The sequence below is a fragment of the Buchnera aphidicola (Thelaxes suberi) genome, assembly GCF_964059005.1.
GTDB lineage: Bacteria > Pseudomonadota > Gammaproteobacteria > Enterobacterales > Enterobacteriaceae > Buchnera_I > Buchnera_I aphidicola_C.
In genome coordinates, this window is the sequence record NZ_OZ060389.1 from 193933 (window position 1) to 214989 (window position 21057).

The window sequence follows — 21057 nt, forward strand, 5'->3', positions numbered from 1 at the left end:
TTAAAAATGGACGTTATAATTACAGTTCCTAACATTGGTTTAGAAGAAGCTGAAGTTATTGAAATATTAGTTGAATTAAATTCTTTAATAACAATAAATCAAAGTTTGATTACAGTAGAAGGTCAAAAAGCGTCTATAGAAATTCCTTCACCTATTGCAGGAATTTTAAAAAAAATATTTGTTTCTGTTGGGGATAAAGTTATTCCTGGTTCCAATTTAGTTAGCATAAAAACAAATAAAGAAAAAAATATTCATGATGTTAATAATGTTGAAAAACTTAATACTTTAATTGATGAAAAAATTTTAAATACAGAAGCATCTATAAGTAAAAGAAATACAAATCTTTTACCATCTGTTCACGCTTCTCCTTCTGTAAGGAGAATGGCAAGGGAATATAATATTGATGATTTATCAAAAATAATACCTACTGGACCAAACAATAGAATTATAAAACAAGATGTCGAAAATTTTTATAATAATATGATGCTGCAAACATTAAATGCGAAAGAAACAAATAATGCAGTTATAAATAAAAATAATATTTTATTAAACCAATCTAAAATTAAAAATTATGACCAATATGGTGAAGTAAGTTTTTTAAAAATCTCTAGTATTCAAAAAAAAGTATCAAATAATTTACTTACAAGCCATAAACTTATACCACATGTAACTCATTTTGATTTTGTAGATGTAACGGAATTAGAGAGTTTTAGAAAAAAAATAAATATAGATTTAAAAAAGAATGATAAACATATCACTTTATTATCATTTATTGTCAAATCAATTAGTCAAACATTACAATTTTTTCCTAAATTTAATGCTTCATTATCAAAAGACAATGATAAAATTATTTTAAAAAAATATATCTATATTGGAATTGCCGTTGATATAAATAATGGATTAATAGTTCCTATATTAAAAAATCCAGATAAACTTAGTATTATAAAAATAGCAGACGAAATTAATAGATTATCTATTAATGCCGCTAATTTTATATTAAAACCTGACGATATACAAGGTGGTTCTTTTACAATATCTAATTTAGGAAAAATAGGAGGAGATGGTTTTACTCCAATAATTAATTATCCAGAAGTTGCAATATTAGGCATTTCTAGAATGAGAACTCAACCATTATGGAATGGAGATACATTTATTCCGCGTACTGTTATTCCTCTATCACTAACGTATGATCATAGAATTATAAATGGTTTAGAAGCAGCAAAATTTATTACATTTTTAAAAAATAACTTGTCATCAATGAATTTTTTAATTTTTTGAGGATTGTTTTTTAAATTAAATAATGATAGTGTGTTTCTTATATAAAATTTTTAAATTTATGGAAGTGATAATAAATATTTTGAGAACTAAATTATCAAATAGGGTATTTATGTATGAATAAAAAAATTAATACTACAGTTCTAATTATTGGTAGTGGTCCTGCTGGATATTCTGCTGCATTTAGAGCTGCTGATTTAGGTTTAGATGTTGTAATAGTTGAAAAAGAATTAAATTTAGGAGGAGTATGTTTAAATGTAGGGTGTATTCCTTCAAAATCTTTATTACATCTTGCTAGCATTATTAAAGAAAGTAAAATTTTTTGTTCTTATGGAATTAAATTTTCTAATCCTCAAATTGATTTAGATAAAATCCAATCTTGGAAGAATCGTATAATTTTAAAATTAAATAACAGTTTAAAATTAATGATTAAACAAAAGAAAATAAAACATATTACCGGTTTAGCTACATTAAAAAATGTTAATCAAGCAGTAGTTGTTAATTCTTTAAACGAAGAATATGATATTTTTTTTAAAAATTTAATTATAGCAACTGGTTCAAAACCGATTAAGATACAACAAAATAACAATTTTGATACGCAATTTTGTTGGGATTCTACTAATGCATTAAAGATGTCACAAATTCCTCAACGATTATTAATAGTAGGATCTGGAGCAATAGGATTGGAAATGGCAACTCTATATTCATCTTTTGGTTCTAATATTGATATTATTGATAATAAATCAAATTTATTTCCGGATCTTGATGAGAATTTTTTTGATATTTTTAAACAGCAAACAAAAAATGATTTTAATATTTTATTAGATACACAATTAGAAAAAATAAAAAAAACAGACAATAAATTTACTGTATATACTAAACATAAGGATAATTTAATTAGTTCTAATATATATGATCAAGTAATTATTTCTATCGGAAGAAAACCTAATATTAGTCAATTAAATTTAGAAAAATTAGGTATTAATCTTAATGAAAAAAAATTTATTAATGTTGATTCACAATTAAAAACAAATGTTTCACATATATATGCTATTGGAGATGTCGTTGGACATCCTATGCTAGCACATAAAGGAATTTATGAAGGTAAAATAGCAGCTGAAGTTATTTCTGGTTTAAAACGGTATTTTAATCCTACTGTTATTCCTAATGTTATTTATTCTATTCCAGAAATAGCATGGGTAGGAAAAAATATTAATATGGTTACAGATAAAGAAGAACTAAATAATGTTAGAATATTAAAATATAACTGGAGTTATTTAGGTAAATCTTTAGCTTCTGGTTGTGAATCTGGTTTAACACAATTAATATTTAATAAATTAACTGGAAGATTAATAGGGGGAAGTATAATAGGTTTAAATGCAGGAGAATTAATTAATGAAATTACTTTAGCAATAGAAATGGGATGTACTGCAGAAGACTTATCTTTAACTATTCATGCTCATCCTACTTTATCAGAGTCAGTAGGATTAGCTGCAGATATGTTTTAAAAATCTTTATATTTTTTTGTGTGCTAATAAAGAATTAATTTAAGTTATAATTGTTGAAATGTTAATTTTATTATTTTTGATATCATTTTTGATGGGTACAAAAAAGATTTTTTAAAATCTAAATCTGCATTTTCATTAGAAAAATCTGAAATAAAACGAATAATTAAGAAAGGTACTTTAAAAACATAAGCAATTTGTGCAATTGCACAGCTTTCCATATCTGCAACAATAGCGTTTGGAAATTTATGTATTATTTCTTTTTTTAATACTTTATTTGAAACAAAAGTATCTCCAGTCGTTATCATTCCGATTTTGTATTTATAATTTAATTTTTTTAATGAAATAACAGTTTTTTTTATTAAAAGTCTGTTTGTATAAAAAAAATTAGGATAACCAGGAACTTGACCCATTTTATAATGAAATTTAGAAACATCAACATCATGATAACAGCATTGATTTGGAATGATAATATCTTGAATTTTTATCTTTTGAATAATTGCTCCACATGATCCTATATTAACAATAATATTAGGAGCATAATGCATGATTAACATAGTAGTAGCAGAGCTAGCAGATACTTTACCTATGCCAGATTGTACAATTATTGTTTTTTTTTATATAAATATCCTATGTATATTTTAAAACCATATAAATTTTTATAGATGCAATGTTGCATATGTTTTTTTAAAAATAACAGTTCCTTTTTTATTGCTATTACTATTCCAATAATCATTTTTTTTACCTAAAATATTGTATATTTTTTTGAAATATTTTGATGAATAAATTAGTTAACAATTGTTTTAATTTCATTAAATATTAAAAGATAACCCGCATCCACAAGTATTTTTTGCATTAGGATTAATAATTAAGAATTTAGAACCTTCCAGATTTTCTAAATAATCGATTGTCGAACCTTTTAAATATTGTAAACTGATACTATCAGTAGCAATTTTTATTCCTGATTTTTTAATAATGATATCATCATCATTAATTTTTGTGTCTATATTAAAATTATATTGAAATCCACTACATCCACCTCCTTGGATATGTATTCTAAAATAGAGAGCTTTTATTTTTTTTTTAAGTAAAATACTATTTATTTTTGCTGAGGCTTTTTTGCTAAAATTCATCATATTTTTTATACTGAATAATTATTTTTATAAAAATGAATGAGTTGTTTATTAAAATATTTTTTTATAGGATAGATTTTACTATATTATAAAAATTTTTTAAAAATATAATTAAAATAAAATATTTTTAATATTAATAAATTTTTTAATACGTTTAAAATAATTAATTAAAAATTAATAAATTAATATTAATCATTTTTTTATTATTATAAAATATCTATCCTATATTTTTTATTTTTTTAATTATTTTTTTTTCAAAATTTAAATTTTAATACAATAATAATAATTGCTAATTATAAATTTCTAATTTAGATATGAAATAATTTAAAATAAAATAAATCATTTTATTAGTTTATTTTATTTCTTTCTAAGAAATGTTGGTATATCTAAACAATCCTTATCTGCTACTCTATTTATATGTTTAACATCATTATTTTTTTGTAAAATATTGTTTTTAGATTGTTCATGATCGATAATATTTCTATTAATGCTTTGATATCTATAATCAATACTAGAACTAATGTCTTTTATATATGATTTATTTTTTTTAATTTTAACATTTTCTGAAAGTTGTTCTGTTCCAATACCTGTAGCAACTATTGTTACACGTAATGTATCGTTCATTTCCGAATCTAATGATGTTCCAATAACTACTGTTGCATTATCTGAAGAAAACGCTCGAATGGTGTTACCAACTGTTTCAAATTCGTCTAGTCTTAAATCATGACCTGAAGTAATATTTACTAGCACTCCTCTAGCTCCAGATAAGTCTATGTCATCTAGTAGAGGACTAGAAATTGCTATTTCAGCAGCTTCTTCTGCTCTATTATCACCAGAAGCAATACCAGTTCCCATTATTGCATAACCCATTTCTAGCATAACTGTTCGTACATCAGCAAAGTCAACATTAATTAAACCAGGTTTTGTAATTAGTTCTGCTATTCCTTGGACTGCTCCTTTTAGTATATCGTTAGCAGCTCCAAATGCATCTAATAAGGAAATGCCTCTTGATAAAACTTTTAGTAGTTTATCATTAGGTATAATAATTAAGGAATCGACATGTTTTGACAATTCAATTATACCTTGTTCCGCAAACGACATGCGTTTTTTACCTTCAAAATTAAAAGGTTTAGTAACAACAGCTACAGTTAAAATGTCTAAACTTTTAGCTACTTCTGCAACTACTGGAGCTGCTCCGGTACCAGTTCCGCCACCCATTCCTGCAGCAATAAATACCATATCAGCTCCTTGAAGAGCGGCTTTTAAAGCATCTTTGTCTTCTTCTGCCGCTAGTTTTCCTACTTCTGGATTTGATCCAGCTCCTAATCCTTTTGTTATATTATTTCCAATTTGTATTCTTTGATTAACTTCAATTTTATTTAATGCTTGGGAATCTGTATTAATTGCAAAAAATTCTACTCCTTCTATTTGTTCTCTTATCATATGTTCAACAGCATTATTTCCTCCACCTCCTACTCCAATTACTTTAATTACGGCGTCATGCATCGATTCATTTGATTCGAACATTGATTATATCTCCATATATTGTTCCATCTAATTAACGAAATTATTTTAAAAATTATTTTTTAACCATGTTCCCATTTTTTTTAGCATTTCTTTAAAAGAAAATTTAGAATTATTAATATTTTTTATGTGATTTAGTTTGGTTTTTCCGTATTTTAATAATCCTACTACTGTTGAATATTCTGGTTTATTTAATTCAATAATTGATTGTTCGATTATTTTTTCTGGAGTCCCTATACGAACAGGGAAATTATTAAATACTTTTTGAGCACAAGGTATAATAGAATCTATTTTAGTACCACCTCCAGTAAGTATAATACCGCCTCTAATTTCATTATTTTTGTTATTTATTGCCATAATTTCTTGAGCTTTGATTATTTCATTTTTTATTAAAAATAATAATTCAGTATATCTGGATTCAATGACTTCAGTTAATTTTTGTTGTGCAATTTTTTTTATCACATCTCCATTAACATTAAATACTTCAATAGTATCGTTTTTTATGACATCACATTCCGAAGCTGATCCGTACTTAATCTTAATTTTTTCTGCTTCGTTATTTGAAATAGAAAAAGCATATGCTATATCTTTTGTTACGATATTACCAGCATAAGGTATTACCTTACTGTATTCTAAAGCATTAGAAAAGTGAATAGTAATATCAATATTTTCTGCCCCTATATCAATTGTACATGCTCCAAAATGACGTTCTTGTTTAGTAAGTACTGAATAGCTAGAAGCTAATCCAGAAAAAATCATTTGATCGCTATTGATTCCGGATTTTTTAATAGCTTTGTTTAAATTTTGTACTATATTTTTAGAGCAAGTGATTAAATGTATATTAGATTCCATTCTAATTCCAGACATTCCAATCGGATTTTTAATAGTATATTTTTTATCAATAATATATTCTTTTGGTATAGTATGTAATATACTATGTTCATTTTTTATCTGTACTGTTTTTGCAGTATGGATTACGTTTCTTACATCTTTATCTGTAATTTCTTCTTGAGGTATAGTAATTAATCCTGTTTCGTTTTGAGCGTATATAGATTTATTAGAGATAGAAAGAAGAACAGAGTTAATTTTACATTTTGCAGTTTTTTCTGCTTGATTAATGCAATTTTTTATACAATCAACAACTGAATCAAAATCATTTATTCCATTTCTATCAATTCCTTGTGATTTACATTCTCCAAATCCGATAATATTAATTTTAGAATCGACTATTTCTCCTACTAGTGTAATAATTTTTTTTGCTCCAATATCTAAACCTACTAATAATTCCCGATTTACTGATTTTATCATTATGTTTAGCCTGTTTTACATTTTTTATTGGAAACAATTTGTTTAAATTGCTTGTTTTTTGTTTTTTTATTAAAAGATTTATTGTTAATTATTAATTAATATATCTTTAGTTTTGTTTAAAAATTTAAATATTTATAGATTGAATATGAAAAAATTTTATGATAATTAATTTATAATTATGAAATACTATTTACTACAAATAAAAAAAATAATTTTATATAAAAATTAATTTTTGAATTATAAATTATTAATTTTTATGTGATTTTCATGAAAGACGTGAAAATAATTAATTTGTTATATAATTATTTTTAATAAGATAAAAAATGTTTTTTATTTGAAAATAAATATAGAAAATATTTTAAAATTTATTTCGTTAAAAACGATGATATTGTTAATAGTAAAAAATAAATAATTTTTTAATTTTTATTTGTACATGCATTTAATATTAAATTTTATTTTAAATTTTAAACATTAACTAGTTATTATTTTTTTATAAAAAAGAAAAATATTATTTTTTTAATTTTATATTATTTTATAATAATAAAAAATGTTTTTATTAAAACATTTAATGTCTTATATAAAAATTTGAAATAAACAAATTTTTTATTTGTAAAAATTTATATATTAATAGTCTTAAATTAAAATTTTTTTATTTTTTTTCAGCAACTCTTAATATTGCACTTCTTGCGCTAGGATTATTATAAATTTCATCTTGACTAGGTTTAATTTTTTTAAATATTTTTAATATTGGTTTACAAAAATGTTTCTTTTGAATTTCATTAATTGGCATATTACTCGGAAATTCTTTCATTTTTCCAAAATTATTCATAAATTTTTTAATAATACGATCTTCTAATGAATGAAAACTAATAATTGCAATTCTTCCATTTTTTTTCAATACTTTTACAGCATTTAATAAAACATTGTTTACTTCATTTAATTCTTCGTTAATATATATACGAATAGCTTGAAAAGTTCTTGTTGCTGGATGTTTTAACCCTGTTTTTTTTGGAATAATTCTTTGTATTATATTAACAAGATCTATTGTTCTTGTAATAGGTTTTTTTTTAGCTTGTTGAACGATATTATATGCAATTTTTTTATAAAATCGTTCTTCTCCAAAATTTTTAATTACTGCTGCGATATTTTTTTCTTTTTCTTTATTTAACCACTCAAAGGCTGGAATGCCTAATTGTGGATTCATTCGCATATCTAATAATCCATCTTTCATAAAAGAAAATCCTCGCGAAGCAGTTTGCAACTGCACATTAGACATCCCTAAATCAATTAGAATTCCATCTACTTTTCCATTTATGTTTTCATTGCAAGCAATTTTATAAATTTGAGAAAATCTTGTATGAAAAATTTTTATTTTGTTTGATTTAATTGTATGAGCATAAGCAATAGCATCGGGATCTTGATCAAAAGCATATAACATTCCATTATCATTAAGAGATTTTAATATTAATTTTGAATGACCTCCATATCCAAATGTTGCGTCAATATATAATCCATCTTTTTTGATCTTTAGTTCTTTTATAGATTCTTTTAATAATACAGAATTATGCATTTTTTTTTTATTATTCATTTTTTACGTAAATATTTTTAATAATTTTTTTATAAATAAGTAATTTTTAAAAAAATAAACTGATTATTATTAATAACTTTACAATTTAATATTATCAAAATATGATATTTATGGTTTTGATATTCCGATTAGCCCTGATCTTGCTATCTCTAATATTTTTGTAATTTTTTCAATAATTGAAACGTATTCCATAATTTTTTCAGTTTTTCCACATATTTGTATAATCATTATTGTATTTGTAAAATGTACAATTTTTCCTTTAAAAGTATTAGTAATCGGAATAATATCGTTTCTTTTGTCTTTATCAATTTGTATTTTTAATAACATTATTTCTCTTGTTATATGAGGAGAGGACCCGATTTCTTTGATTTGTATTACATTGATTAATTTATATAATTGTTTTTGTATTTGATCAATAACTTTTTCGTCTTCTACATTAGTTTGTATAGTCATTTGCGATATAGAAGGATCTTGAGTAGGAGCAACAGTAACACTTTCTATATTATAACCTCTTTGAGAAAAAAGCCCTATTACTCTTGATAAAGCTCCAAATTCATTTTCTAATAGAATAGATAAAATTTTTCGCATAGTTATTGATTCTCGTTTTTTTTATATAATTGCATTTCGTTCATTCCGCCACCTTTAATTTGCATTGGATATACATGTTCGTTTGGGTCGACTATGATATCAACAAATACTAGTTTGCCTGATTTTAATATTTTTATAGCTTTTTTTAATTTTTTTTTCACTTCAGAATAATTTTTAATTTGAATGCCTTCGTGACCATACGATTTAGATAAAGCTAAAAAATCAGGCAATGCATTCATATAAGAATGCGAGTGACGACCGGAATAATGAATATCTTGCCATTGTTTTACCATGCCTAATGCATTATTATTCAGGTTTAGAATTAAGATAGGAATATCATACTGTTTTGCAGTAGATAGTTCTTGAATATTCATTTGAATACTGCCATCACCTGTAATACATATTACAATTTCATTAGGAAATGCTAACTTGATTCCTAGTGCTGCAGGTAAACCAAAACCCATTGTTCCTAACCCTCCTGAATTAATCCATCTTCTGGGCTTTTTAAAAGGATAATATAATGCAGTAAACATTTGATGTTGACCAACATCTGAAGCGATGTACGCTTTGCCTTGTGTTAAATGCCATAAGCATTCAATAACAAATTGTGGTTTAATTATAGAATTATTATCATTGTTATAATACAAACTATCTTTTTTTTTCCATTGATTAATTTTTTCCCACCATTTTTTTAAAAAATCGTTTCTATCAGTTATCTTTTTTTTATTTAATATTTCTATTATTTTATTTAAGATTTGTTTTGCATTGCCGATAATAGAAATATCTGCAGTTACTGTTTTTGAAATAGAAGTAGGATCAATATCTATATGTATTATAGTTGCATTAGGACAATATTTTGTTAAATTATTTGTTGTTCTATCATCAAAACGCACTCCTATAGCTAATATTGTGTCAGAGTGATGTATTGCCATATTAGCTTCATATGTTCCATGCATTCCTAACATTTTTAAATTTTGTATATGTGTTCCAGGAAAACAACCTAAACCCATTAATGATGTAGTTACTGGAATATTTAATTTTTCAGCTAAGTATAGTAATTCTTTATTAGCTTGAGATATTACAACCCCACCTCCGGCATATATAATTGGTTTTTCAGATCGAACTAATTGTTCAATAATTTTATTGATTTTATTTTCATTATCATATTTAGCATGCGATTGATAAGACCTAATACAAATATTTTGATTCCAAATAAATTCTTTTTTAATTAGCGGATTTAAAATATCTTTAGGTAAATCTATTACAACTGGTCCCGGTCTACCGGTAGATGCAATCCAGAATGCTTTTTTAAAGGTCAAGGGGATATCTTCTGGTTTTTTTACTAAAAAACTGTGCTTAACAATTGGTCTTGATATACCAATCATATCGCATTCTTGAAATGCGTCAAATCCAATTAATGAAGATGCGACTTGTCCTGATATGATTATCATTGGAACAGAATCCATATACGCAGTAGCAATACCTGTAATAGCATTCGTTGCTCCAGGACCTGAAGTAACAAGAACTACCCCTACTTTTCCAGTAGATCTTGCATATCCATCGGCCATATGTGTCGCCCCCTGTTCATGCCTTACTAAAATATGAACTAATGGATTGTTAGGAACAGTTTTAAGAGCGTCATAAATATCAAGAATAGCTCCTCCTGGATATCCGAATAGGTATTTTACCTGTAAATTAATTAAAGATTTAACTACCATTTCAGATCCAGATAATATTTCAATTGGATGCATTTATTTAAAATTCCTTTCTTTAAAAAATACTTTGATATTGATTAATATATTAATTATTTAATTGGTTATTAAGTGATATGGAATTAGTAAAAATCAATATGTTTTAAACACAATTTAATTTTATTTTATAAAAAAATTAAATAATTTTATTAATATTTTTAAATAAAATTAATAAATTTAAATGATATTAATTATTTTTTGTTCATTTTAAAAATATATTTATAGTTAAATAAAATAAACGTCTTTAAATATAAATTTATATGGTTTACATATTTAACATGTATGCAATTAAATTATTAATAAAAAAAGTTATTCTAATTAAATTTTTATGAATTATACACGAAATTTTTTATCGAGTACATATACGAATTTAATATGTATATATTTGAATGTACTTTTAATTATATATTAAAAATAATTGTAATAAATTAATTTCAATAATTACACTTTTATATATTAAAATATATCAATAAAAATTAAATTAAATTTAATAATTTTAAATACATAGTTATTTTTGATACATTCAGAATATTATCAAATTATTAAATAGAATATTTTATTCTTCCGATAAAAAATTATCTTATGGAAGAATAAAATATTATAAAAATTTATAATATTAACGTTTAATTTATATCTGCACTAGAATCATAATTACGTAATAATTGATTAATTTCTACTTTACTTAATGTTTTTGAATCAACTTTTTTAACAATGACTGCGCAATAAAGACCGCATTTTTTGTCTTTAGACATTAAATTTCCTGGTACAACTACTGATTTTGATGGGACTCTTCCGTATATTATTTTACCAGTTTCTCTGTCGTATATCTTCGTACTTTGTCCAATATATACTCCCATAGAAATAACCGATCCTTCTTCTACAATCACACCTTCTACTATTTCAGATCTTGCTCCAATGAAACAATTGTTCTCTATTATAGTAGGATTAGACTGCATAGGTTCAAGTACTCCTCCTATTCCTACTCCTCCAGATAAATGAACATTATCTCCTATTTGAGCACATGATCCGACAGTAGACCAAGTATCAACCATAGTATTTTTGCCTATATATGCACCTATATTGACATAGCAAGGCATTAATATACTATTTGAATTAATAAAGGATCCGTATCTAACTGTTGCTTGAGGTACTACACGTACATTTTCTTTTTGAAATTTTTCTTCATTGTAATCGCTATATTTTAAATCTATTTTATCATAATATGTTGTTTCTAAACCATGTATGATTTTATTTTTTTGTATCATTAAAAATAACAATACAGCTTTTTTTATCCATTGATTAGTAATCCATTTATTATCAATTTTTTCTGAAATTCTTATTTCTCCTTTATCTAACATATTAATAATTTGATGAATAGTATTTAAGTCTTCTGTATTGATGTTATCAGCATTAATTGTATTTTTATTTTCATATAGATTATCAATAGTTTTTTTTAAAATTTCCATAGTTTTAATATGTACCTCGTATTATTTTATTAACAACATAATATTTATATATTGTAAAAATTTGTATTTTTTTTAATAAGATTAAGAAGTAAGTATATTTAAATTTATTTTTAATTGTTAATTAATATTTTTTCAATTTTTTCGTATTTTTGTATTGTTAAAATTTCACATCCACTTTTTGTTACTAGCACTGTATGCTCATATTGAGCAGAACGAGATTTATCTTTTGTTTTAACGGTCCAATGATCATTTGTGCAATATACTTCAGCAGATCCAGCGTTAATTATTGGTTCAATAGTAAATATCATTCCTTCTTGTAGTATTATATTTTTATTATATTTGTTATCATAATGCAATATATGCGGTTCTTCATGAAATGATTTTCCTATTCCATGACCGCAATATTCTTTAACTATTGAAAAATTATTTTTTTCTACGTATTTTTGTATACTTTTTCCAATTTCAGACAAAGAAATTCCAGATTGAATAATACGTAAAGATTGGTACAAACTATTTTGAGTAACATTACATAGTTTTTTTGACATATAGTCAACATTACCAATTAAAAACATTCTTGAAGTATCGCCATAGTAACCATCTTTTATAATTGCAACATCAATATTAACAATATCTCCGTTTTTAATTATTTCGGTTTTATTTGGTATTCCATGACATACTACATCATTTATAGAAATACAAATAGATTTTGGAAATCCTTTATAACCTAAACAAGCAGGAATAGCTTTTTGTGTATTAATAATGTAATTATAGCAAATATTATTGATTTCTTCGGTGCTTATTAAAGGTTGTAAATATTTTTCAATCATATCTAATACATTCGCTGCTAATTTTCCAGATAAACGCATTTTTTGTATTTCGTGTTTTTTTTTAATGATAATATTTTGCATTTTTTTCCATTTTTTTAAAATTAAAGTATTCTATCAAAAATAATATATTTAATTAAGAATAAAATAAAAAATTTGTTTTATATATATGTATTTTTATTATTAAATATTTTTTTTAATAAAAGTTTATTTGTATACATTAATAATATATTAAAATTAACTTTACTAAATAGTAATTTTTTATTTTTTGTCTATAATATATTAATTACTTATTTAGAATTTTTTATAATTTTTATTATTAATATTCATAATACAGTAATTTTTAATAAATTAATTTCATTTTTTTTAATAAGGAATTATATGAATAGTATTTCGATGCAGGATATGATACATGCAGGAGTTCACTTTGGTCATCAAACTCGTTATTGGAATCCAAGAATGAAGCCATTTATTTTTGGAACGAAAAATAAAGTACACATTATTAATTTAGAAAAAACCCTTCCTTTATTTCAATCTGCTGTTCAAGAATTAAAAAAAATTGTTTTTCGTAAAGGTAAGATTCTTTTTGTTGGTACGAAAAAAGCTGCTAGTAAATCTATTAAAGAATTTTCAATTTTATGTAAACAGCATTATGTTAATTATCGTTGGTTAGGAGGTATGCTAACTAATTGGAAAACAGTACGTCAATCTATTAAAAGATTAAAAGATTTAGAAGCACAATCTCAAGATGGTACATTTGATAAATTAACTAAAAAAGAAGTTTTAACTAGAAATAGAGTACTGTTTAAATTAGAAAATAGTTTAGGTGGTATAAAGAATATGGGTGGTTTACCAGATGCATTGTTTGTAATTGATGCAAATCATGAAAAAATTGCGATTAAAGAAGCTAGTAATTTAGGTATTCCTGTTTTTTCTATCGTAGATACAAACTCCAATCCTGATGGTGTTAATTATATAATACCAGGTAATGATGATTCTGTACGTTCAATTCAATTATATTTAAAATATGTTACTAGTTCTATTATTAATGTTGAAGTAAAAAATGTTTTAAAAATGAATCATGATGTAGAATAATTTTTACATTAATAATTGATAAAATTATTTTTTTGTTAATATTAAGTTAAAATTTTCAATTAATTTAATTTTATTAAATACAACTTTTTAGTTTTTATTCACAATGATGTTTGTTAGGATTATAATAATGAATTTCAATACTGATCTGATTAAGGAATTAAGAAAAAAAACTGGTGTTGGTATTTTACAATGCAAAAAAGCATTATTATTTAATAAAGGAGATATTGAAAAATCTATCGATTATCTTAGAATACAAGGTATATCTAAATCACAAAAAATTAATTCAAGATCAACTTTAGAAGGAATTGTTTTAATCAAGAAAAAAAATTCATGCTCTACTATATTAGAAATCAATTGTGAAACTGATTTTGTATCAAGAAATGAAGAATTTAATATTTTTAGTAATGATGTCATTAATTTTATTATAGATAATAAAATAAGTGATATAAAAAAAGTTCAAGATTTTTTTGAAACAAAAAGAATAAATTTAGTTTCTAAATTTGGAGAAAATATAATTATTCAACGATGTTACACTATGGAGAATCTAAATACTGTTTTTTATTTACATAATTTCCGTATTGGTGTTATTGTTGCGGTAACAAATAATAGTTATATAGCAAACAAAAAATTTATTAAAAATATTGCAATGCACATCGCAGCAAGTAATCCTAAATATATTAGTGTTTCTGATATACCGCCTGCAGTAATAAATCGTGAATATGATATACAATTCCAATTAACAAAAAAACTAAATAAAAATACTGTTCAAGAGAGTCATATTATTAAAGGTAAAATGGATAAATTTATTAATGAAATTTCTTTAGTTAATCAACCATTTATTTTTAATACAAGTAAAACAGTAAAAGAAGTATTAGAAGAAAAGAATATTAAAATATTATCTTTTATTCGATATGAATTAGGAGAAAAAAATAATTAAAAGTATTATTAATTATTTTTATGTTGACTACTTTAATAAATACATCTAATTAATTCGATTAAATCATAATAAAATTTATACATGTAATTCAAATTTAAGATTTATACATATAAAAATGAGTATTTACCTAATATGAAACCGATTTATCGGCGTATTCTAATAAAATTAAGCGGTGAAGTTTTACAAGGTTCTGATAAATTTGGAATTTGTGAACAATCTTTAAACCATATTGTACAAGAAATAAAATTATTATTAGAATTAAATATTGAAATAGGTATAGTTGTAGGAGCTGGAAATTTATTTAGAGGAGTCCAGTTGTCAGAATTAGGTATGAATAATATTGTTGCTGATCATATAGGTATGTTATCAACATTAATAAATGGATTAGCATTACAAGATATTATGCATCGAAATAATATTAAAAGTTGTTTAATGTCAGCTATTCCTTTAGTAAGTGTATGTGAAACTTATAATTGGGAAAATGCTATTAAATTTCTTTCTAAAAAAAATGTTGTTATTTTTTCATGTGGTACTGGTAACCCATGTTTCACAACTGATTCTGCAGCATGTTTGAGAGGAATTGAAGTTAATGCAGATATTGTTTTAAAGGGAACTAAAGTTGATGGAGTTTATTCTGATGACCCTAAAAAAAATACTAATGCTATTATGTATGAAAAATTAACATATAAAGATATTTTAGATTTAGATTTAAAAGTTATGGATTTAACGTCTTTTACTTTAGCTCGTGAATATGGCATTCCAATTTGTATTTTTAATATTACTAAACCTAAAACTTTATATAAAATTATTTTAGGAAAAAAGGAAGGAACATTAATTTCTTTATAATATATTTATTATAAAATAATATAATGTATATCGGGAATATAATTATGCAAATAATAATCTGTATATATAAAAATAAATTTAAATATAATAAATAATTATTTTTTTGTTTACTATTTAATAGTAGGAATGTTTAAATTGATTAAAAATAGCATTGAAAATACAAAAAAAAAGATGGAGCAATCTTTATTAGCATTTAAAAATCGTATTAATTCTATTAGAACTAATCGTGTAAAACCTGAAATATTAAATAATATTTATATTGAATATTATGGTAAAAAAACATCTTTATGTCAAGTTGCTAATATTGTATTAAGCGATCCTCGAACTTTAAAAATTAATTCTTTTGATACTTCTTATAATATATTTATTCAGAAATCTATATTGAGTGCTAATTTAGGATTTACACCTAGTATTAGAGGGAATAGTGTATATGTTTCTGTTCCTTTCTTAACAGAAGAAAATAGAAAAAAAATAGTTAAAAATGTAAAAAAAGAAGCGGAACAAGCTCGTATTGAAGTAAGAAATATTCGAAGAGAAAATAATGACATAGCTAAAATGGCATTAAAAGAAAAAATTCTCTCTAAAGATGAAGAAAAAAAGATCCAACATGAAATTCAAAAAATAACAAATTTATATATTGATAAAATTGATAAAATTTTAATAAAAAAAGAATCAGATATTATGCAGATATAGTTTTAATAACGCCGTTTAATTAATACATTTTTATATTTTTGAATTATATAAAATAATAAACGGCGTTTTTTATTTTATTAAAAATAATATTAAGTATTTATTTTATCAAAACAATGTTATAAATAATAAATATATATAAATATATATTTTATATATAAATATTTATAAATTTTATTAACATAAATTTATATGTTGTTAGATCAATTAATATTGAATAATTGACGTTTTATATTTTTATCAAAAATTATTTATAAATAAAATTTAATTATTTGTTAATTATTCAATAATCATATTAGATTTTTTCAAATAATTTAAACGAAGAATATAATGATACAAAAAAATAAAATTTTGAATATCTTACCACATCAATATCCTTTTATATTTATTGATAAAATTGTTGAATGCAATGAAAAAGATTATATTAAAACATTAAAAAATGTTAGTTTAAATGATCATTTTCTACAAGGCCATTTTAATCAATACCCAGTTTTTCCAGGAGTTTTTATATTAGAATCAATGGCTCAATCTGCGTATATATTAGTAAAATCTAGCAATCAATCTGATAAACAAACAAATAATTCTATTTTTCCTATAGTAAAAATTAATGATACTGTTTTTAAACAGTTTATTTATCCTGGAGACCAAATATATATTTCAACTACTTTAAAAGTATATAAACATAAATTTTTTATATTTGAATCTATTGCTGTAGTTAATTCTAAGATAGTTGCTCAATCTTGTATTTCGTTATTGAATAAACAATAATTTTTTTTACTACTTTATTGATATAGAAATCATGAAATTTACTATTTAAATAATAAATTTATATTTTATATTTTACTTATAGTTTCTAATGATATTAGACATAATGAAATTTTTGTTTTAAAATAAGATTTTTTATTATTTAATTTAATTAAATTCGTAATTATTAAATATATAGATTTAAAATATGACTATGCCAAAATTTGTACATTTAAATGTACACAGTGATTTTTCCATTATCGATGGATTAGCTAATCCCTATAAAATAGTTAAGAAAGCAGTAGATTTAAATATGTGTTGTATTGCAATAACTGACTTTGCAAACTTATTTGGTTCTTTAAAATTTTATAAAGTTTCACATACATTTGGATTAAAACCTATTATTGGAATAGATTTGAATATTAAGTCTATTTTTCAACCAAATACATCTTATAGAATTACTTTATTAGTATGTAATGATCAAGGTTATAAGAATATTTCTATATTAACTACTTTAGCTTATAAAGTGCCAAGGTTAGAGACGATAAATATTGAAATAGAGTATAGTTGGTTAAAAAAATTTAGTGATGGTTTAATAATATTGTCAGGAGGAATGTTAGGAGAATTAGGTTATAATTTATTACGAGAAAAATGGGTTATTGTTGATAAAATTATAAATTTTTATAAAAAACATTTTCCTATGTCATTTTATTTACAAATAGAACGAATTGGGAGAAGAAATGAAGAAGAGTATATTAATAAAGTGATACATTTATCACACAAACAAGATATTCCAATAGTTGCAACAAATGCAGTATGTTTTTTAGAACAAAATGATTTTTATATCCATAATATTAGAATGGCTATTAACCAAGGAGTTATGGCTTCTCAATTAAATATAAAAAATATTTATACAGAAAATCAGTTTTTGCGATCTGAAAGTGAAATGATAGATTTATTTTTTGATATACCAGAATCTATTTTAAATAGTGTAGAGATAGCAAAACGTTGTAATTATTTTTTTAAGTTAAATAAAAGTTTTTTACCTGAATTTGATGCTAAAAATAATATTCATGAAAAAAAATTTTTAATTAAATTAGCCTATCATGGTTTAAATAAAAAATTTAAATTTAATGAATCTAAATTCAATCAAGACATTAATGTTTTAAAAAAAAAATATATTAATAGATTAGAATTAGAATTAAAAGTAATTAATAATATGGGATTTCCCGGTTATTTTTTAATAGTTATGGAGTTTATACAATGGGCCAAAAAAAACAATATTGCAGTAGGTCCTGGTAGAGGTTCTGGAGCAGGATCGTTAGTTGCATATGTATTAGGAATTACAGATTTAGACCCTTTAAAATTTGATTTATTATTTGAGAGATTTTTAAATCCTCATCGAATTTCAATGCCGGATTTTGATATTGATTTTTGTATGGAAAAACGTGATTTAGTTATTAACCACGTTGAAAAAAGATATGGAATAGATGCTGTTGCACAAATTATTACGTTTGGTACTATGACTGCAAAATCAGTTGTTAGAGATGTTGGAAGAGTTTTAGGTTATCCTTATGGTTTTATAAATTATTTGTCTAAATTAATACCTATGGATATTGGTATAACATTAAATTATGCATTTTCTAATAATGATGAGTTAATGGAATTATATAATACAAATAATGATGTAAAACGTGTTGTAGATATTTCTAAAAGATTAGAAGGTGTTACTCGTAATATAGGAAAACATGCAGGAGGTGTTATCATTGCCCCTTGTAAAATTACTACTTTTTTACCGCTTTATTTAGATGAAAATGGAAAAAATCCGTTAACACAATTTGATAAATATGATATTGAGTCAATTGGTTTAGTAAAATTTGATTTTTTGGGGTTAAAAACATTAACAGTTATTCAATTTACGATTAGTAACATTAACAAATTATTTAAAAATAGCAATACTGTAATTAATGTTAATACAATATCAATAGAAGATAAGAAGCCTTTTTCTATTTTATACAACTCTGATACTGTAGGAATTTTCCAATTAGAATCTTTAGGTATGAAACAATTAATTAAAAGATTAAAACCTGATTGTTTTGAAGATTTGATTGCTTTAGTTGCTCTTTTTCGACCCGGCCCCCTACAGTCTGGAATGGTTGATAATTATATCAACAGAAAACATGGCAGAGAAGATATTTATTATCCTGACCAGCGATGGCAACATGAATCTTTAAAACCCATCTTAAAATCTACATATGGAATAATCTTATATCAAGAACAAGTGATGAAGATTGCACAAGTATTATCAGGATATACATTAAGTGAAGCTGATATATTAAGGAGAGCGATGGGTAAAAAAGATCCTATTGAAATGAAAAATCAACGTTCTATTTTTCAAATAGGAGCACAAAAGAAAGGTATTGATAAAGAATTGTCAATAAAAATATTTGATTTATTAGAAAAATTTGCAGGATATGGTTTTAATAAATCTCATTCTGCAGCTTATGCAATGATTACTTATCAAACAATGTGGTTAAAATATTATTATCCCGCAGTATTTTTAGCTGCAGTTATGACTTCTGATAATGATAACATTGATAAATTAATTAAATTAGTACACGAATGTAAACGTATGAAAATAACGATTTTATCTCCGTGTATTAATACTGGTCAGTATTATTTTTCTGTTAACGCAAATAAAGAAATTATTTATGGAATGAGTGCTATTAAAGGAATGGGCGAATTTTTTATTCGATTTATTTTAAAAAACAGAAAAGAAAAGGGATTGTTTGTTGATTTATTTGATTTTTGTTTAAGAGTATTTATTAGCAAAATTACTGTTAAAATCATAGAAAAATTAATTCTTTCTGGATGTTTTGATTGTATTAATACTAATCGTTGTTATTTAATTCGAATTTTACCATCTGTTTTTTCTTCAGTTAAGCAATTTTTAAAACATCAAAATAATCAACAGCAAGATCTTTTTGGATCTCCTTTAAATGAACTAAAAAAAATTAGTATGCAAAAACAAAAATACAATTTTGAATGGACAAAAAAAACACTTTTAGAATATGAGTATGCATCACTTGGTTTATATCTTTCAGATCATCCTATGAATGAGTATTTAATTGAATTAAAAAATTATATTAATTTTGTTCAATTATCTGATATTTCTAAAAATAATATAAATAAATATATTATTATTTCAGGAATGTTAAATAATGTTAAGTTTAAATTAACAAAAAAGAAAACAAAAATTGCTTTATTAACTATTTTTGATGGATCTATTACATTAGATGTATTAATTTTCTCTGATTTATTAGAAAACGTTCGATTTTTTTTAAAAAAAAATGCGATACTAATTATAAAGGGAAAAGTAATATTTGATTATTTTGTTAATAGAGTAAAAATATTAGCTAGTAATATTACTAATATCGAATACATTCGCTATCAATATGTTAAAAATATTTCTATATATTTAAAAAATAAATATTTAATTAAAATATACATAGATAATATGAAGTTACTATTTGAAGATCGTAAAAAAGGTCAAGTTCCTGTTTATATTTATTATGACAAAAATCAACAATATGCTATGCAAAAATTGAAGTTACAAAATACATGGCATATTTTTCCTGATAATAAATTTTTAAATACTATCCAATCTACTTTAGGAGAAAAAAATATTATTTTAAATATAAAAAAACGAAACGATATTAATATCTTTATACGATAATAGATTATAATATCGATTCTATTTTTAAAACAAAAAACAACTAATAC

General features: G+C 23.3%; 17 protein-coding genes. 8 read left to right on the top strand and 9 right to left on the bottom strand.

Going from position 1 to position 21057, the window contains the following annotated elements; translation table 11 throughout:
- Positions 1-6 precede the first annotated feature (6 nt).
- Together AB4W61_RS00860 and lpdA are read left to right on the top strand one after the other, a co-directional pair.
- Entirely contained in the window at positions 7-1278 is a 1272-nt protein-coding gene (locus AB4W61_RS00860; protein WP_367679097.1) for a 2-oxo acid dehydrogenase subunit E2, read from the top strand.
- Between the two features lie 113 nt (positions 1279-1391).
- Positions 1392-2783: a dihydrolipoyl dehydrogenase gene (lpdA, locus tag AB4W61_RS00865; protein WP_367679098.1), complete on the top strand. Its 1392-nt coding sequence runs from the start codon at positions 1392-1394 to the stop codon at positions 2781-2783.
- A gap of 44 nt (positions 2784-2827) precedes the next feature.
- Here lpdA and mtnN read toward each other — a convergent pair whose 3' ends face one another.
- From mtnN to map, 9 genes are all read right to left on the bottom strand, one after another.
- Positions 2828-3337 carry a 5'-methylthioadenosine/S-adenosylhomocysteine nucleosidase gene (gene mtnN, locus AB4W61_RS00870; protein WP_367679099.1) on the bottom strand — a complete coding sequence of 170 codons (510 nt, stop codon included), beginning with the start codon at positions 3335-3337 and terminating at the stop codon, positions 2828-2830.
- 255 nt (positions 3338-3592) lie between these two features.
- Positions 3593-3916: an iron-sulfur cluster insertion protein ErpA gene (gene erpA / locus AB4W61_RS00875; RefSeq protein ID WP_367679100.1), complete on the bottom strand. Its 324-nt coding sequence runs from the start codon at positions 3914-3916 to the stop codon at positions 3593-3595.
- Between the two features lie 354 nt (positions 3917-4270).
- The gene (gene ftsZ, locus AB4W61_RS00880; RefSeq protein ID WP_367679101.1) at positions 4271-5440 is read right to left on the bottom strand and encodes a cell division protein FtsZ; all 1170 of its coding nucleotides are present in this window, start codon (positions 5438-5440) and stop codon (positions 4271-4273) included.
- A gap of 45 nt (positions 5441-5485) precedes the next feature.
- A complete protein-coding gene (gene ftsA, locus AB4W61_RS00885) occupies positions 5486-6745 on the bottom strand; it encodes a cell division protein FtsA (RefSeq protein WP_367679102.1) in 1260 nt (419 codons plus the stop codon).
- A gap of 649 nt (positions 6746-7394) precedes the next feature.
- Positions 7395-8333, bottom strand: coding sequence for a 16S rRNA (cytosine(1402)-N(4))-methyltransferase RsmH (rsmH, locus tag AB4W61_RS00890; RefSeq protein ID WP_367679103.1), 939 nt, complete (start codon positions 8331-8333; stop codon positions 7395-7397).
- Between the two features lie 108 nt (positions 8334-8441).
- Complete coding sequence (ilvN, locus tag AB4W61_RS00895; protein ID WP_367679104.1) at positions 8442-8921, bottom strand: acetolactate synthase small subunit; 480 nt, start codon at positions 8919-8921, stop codon at positions 8442-8444.
- 2 nt (positions 8922-8923) lie between these two features.
- Positions 8924-10663, bottom strand: a complete 1740-nt coding sequence (gene ilvB / locus AB4W61_RS00900; protein WP_367679153.1) for a biosynthetic-type acetolactate synthase large subunit — start codon at positions 10661-10663, stop codon at positions 8924-8926.
- 632 nt (positions 10664-11295) lie between these two features.
- Positions 11296-12138, bottom strand: a complete 843-nt coding sequence (gene dapD / locus AB4W61_RS00905; RefSeq protein ID WP_367679105.1) for a 2,3,4,5-tetrahydropyridine-2,6-dicarboxylate N-succinyltransferase — start codon at positions 12136-12138, stop codon at positions 11296-11298.
- Positions 12139-12248: 110 nt separating this feature from the next.
- Complete coding sequence (gene map / locus AB4W61_RS00910) at positions 12249-13046, bottom strand: type I methionyl aminopeptidase (protein ID WP_367679106.1); 798 nt, start codon at positions 13044-13046, stop codon at positions 12249-12251.
- Positions 13047-13343: 297 nt separating this feature from the next.
- On the opposite strand from map, the gene rpsB reads away from it, so the two are divergent.
- The 6 genes from rpsB (at position 13344) to dnaE (ending at position 21010) form a co-directional block, all read left to right on the top strand.
- Complete coding sequence (gene rpsB / locus AB4W61_RS00915; protein ID WP_367679107.1) at positions 13344-14057, top strand: 30S ribosomal protein S2; 714 nt, start codon at positions 13344-13346, stop codon at positions 14055-14057.
- Between the two features lie 127 nt (positions 14058-14184).
- Entirely contained in the window at positions 14185-14994 is an 810-nt protein-coding gene (gene tsf, locus AB4W61_RS00920; RefSeq protein WP_367679108.1) for a translation elongation factor Ts, read from the top strand.
- A 132-nt stretch (positions 14995-15126) separates the two neighbouring features.
- Positions 15127-15840, top strand: coding sequence for a UMP kinase (gene pyrH, locus AB4W61_RS00925; RefSeq protein WP_367679109.1), 714 nt, complete (start codon positions 15127-15129; stop codon positions 15838-15840).
- A gap of 135 nt (positions 15841-15975) precedes the next feature.
- Positions 15976-16533 (top strand): ribosome recycling factor, encoded by a 558-nt coding sequence (gene frr / locus AB4W61_RS00930; protein ID WP_367679110.1) that lies wholly within the window; start codon positions 15976-15978, stop codon positions 16531-16533.
- Positions 16534-16860: 327 nt separating this feature from the next.
- Entirely contained in the window at positions 16861-17298 is a 438-nt protein-coding gene (fabZ, locus tag AB4W61_RS00935; protein WP_367679111.1) for a 3-hydroxyacyl-ACP dehydratase FabZ, read from the top strand.
- Between the two features lie 184 nt (positions 17299-17482).
- Positions 17483-21010, top strand: coding sequence for a DNA polymerase III subunit alpha (gene dnaE / locus AB4W61_RS00940; protein ID WP_367679112.1), 3528 nt, complete (start codon positions 17483-17485; stop codon positions 21008-21010).
- Positions 21011-21057: the final 47 nt, after the last annotated feature.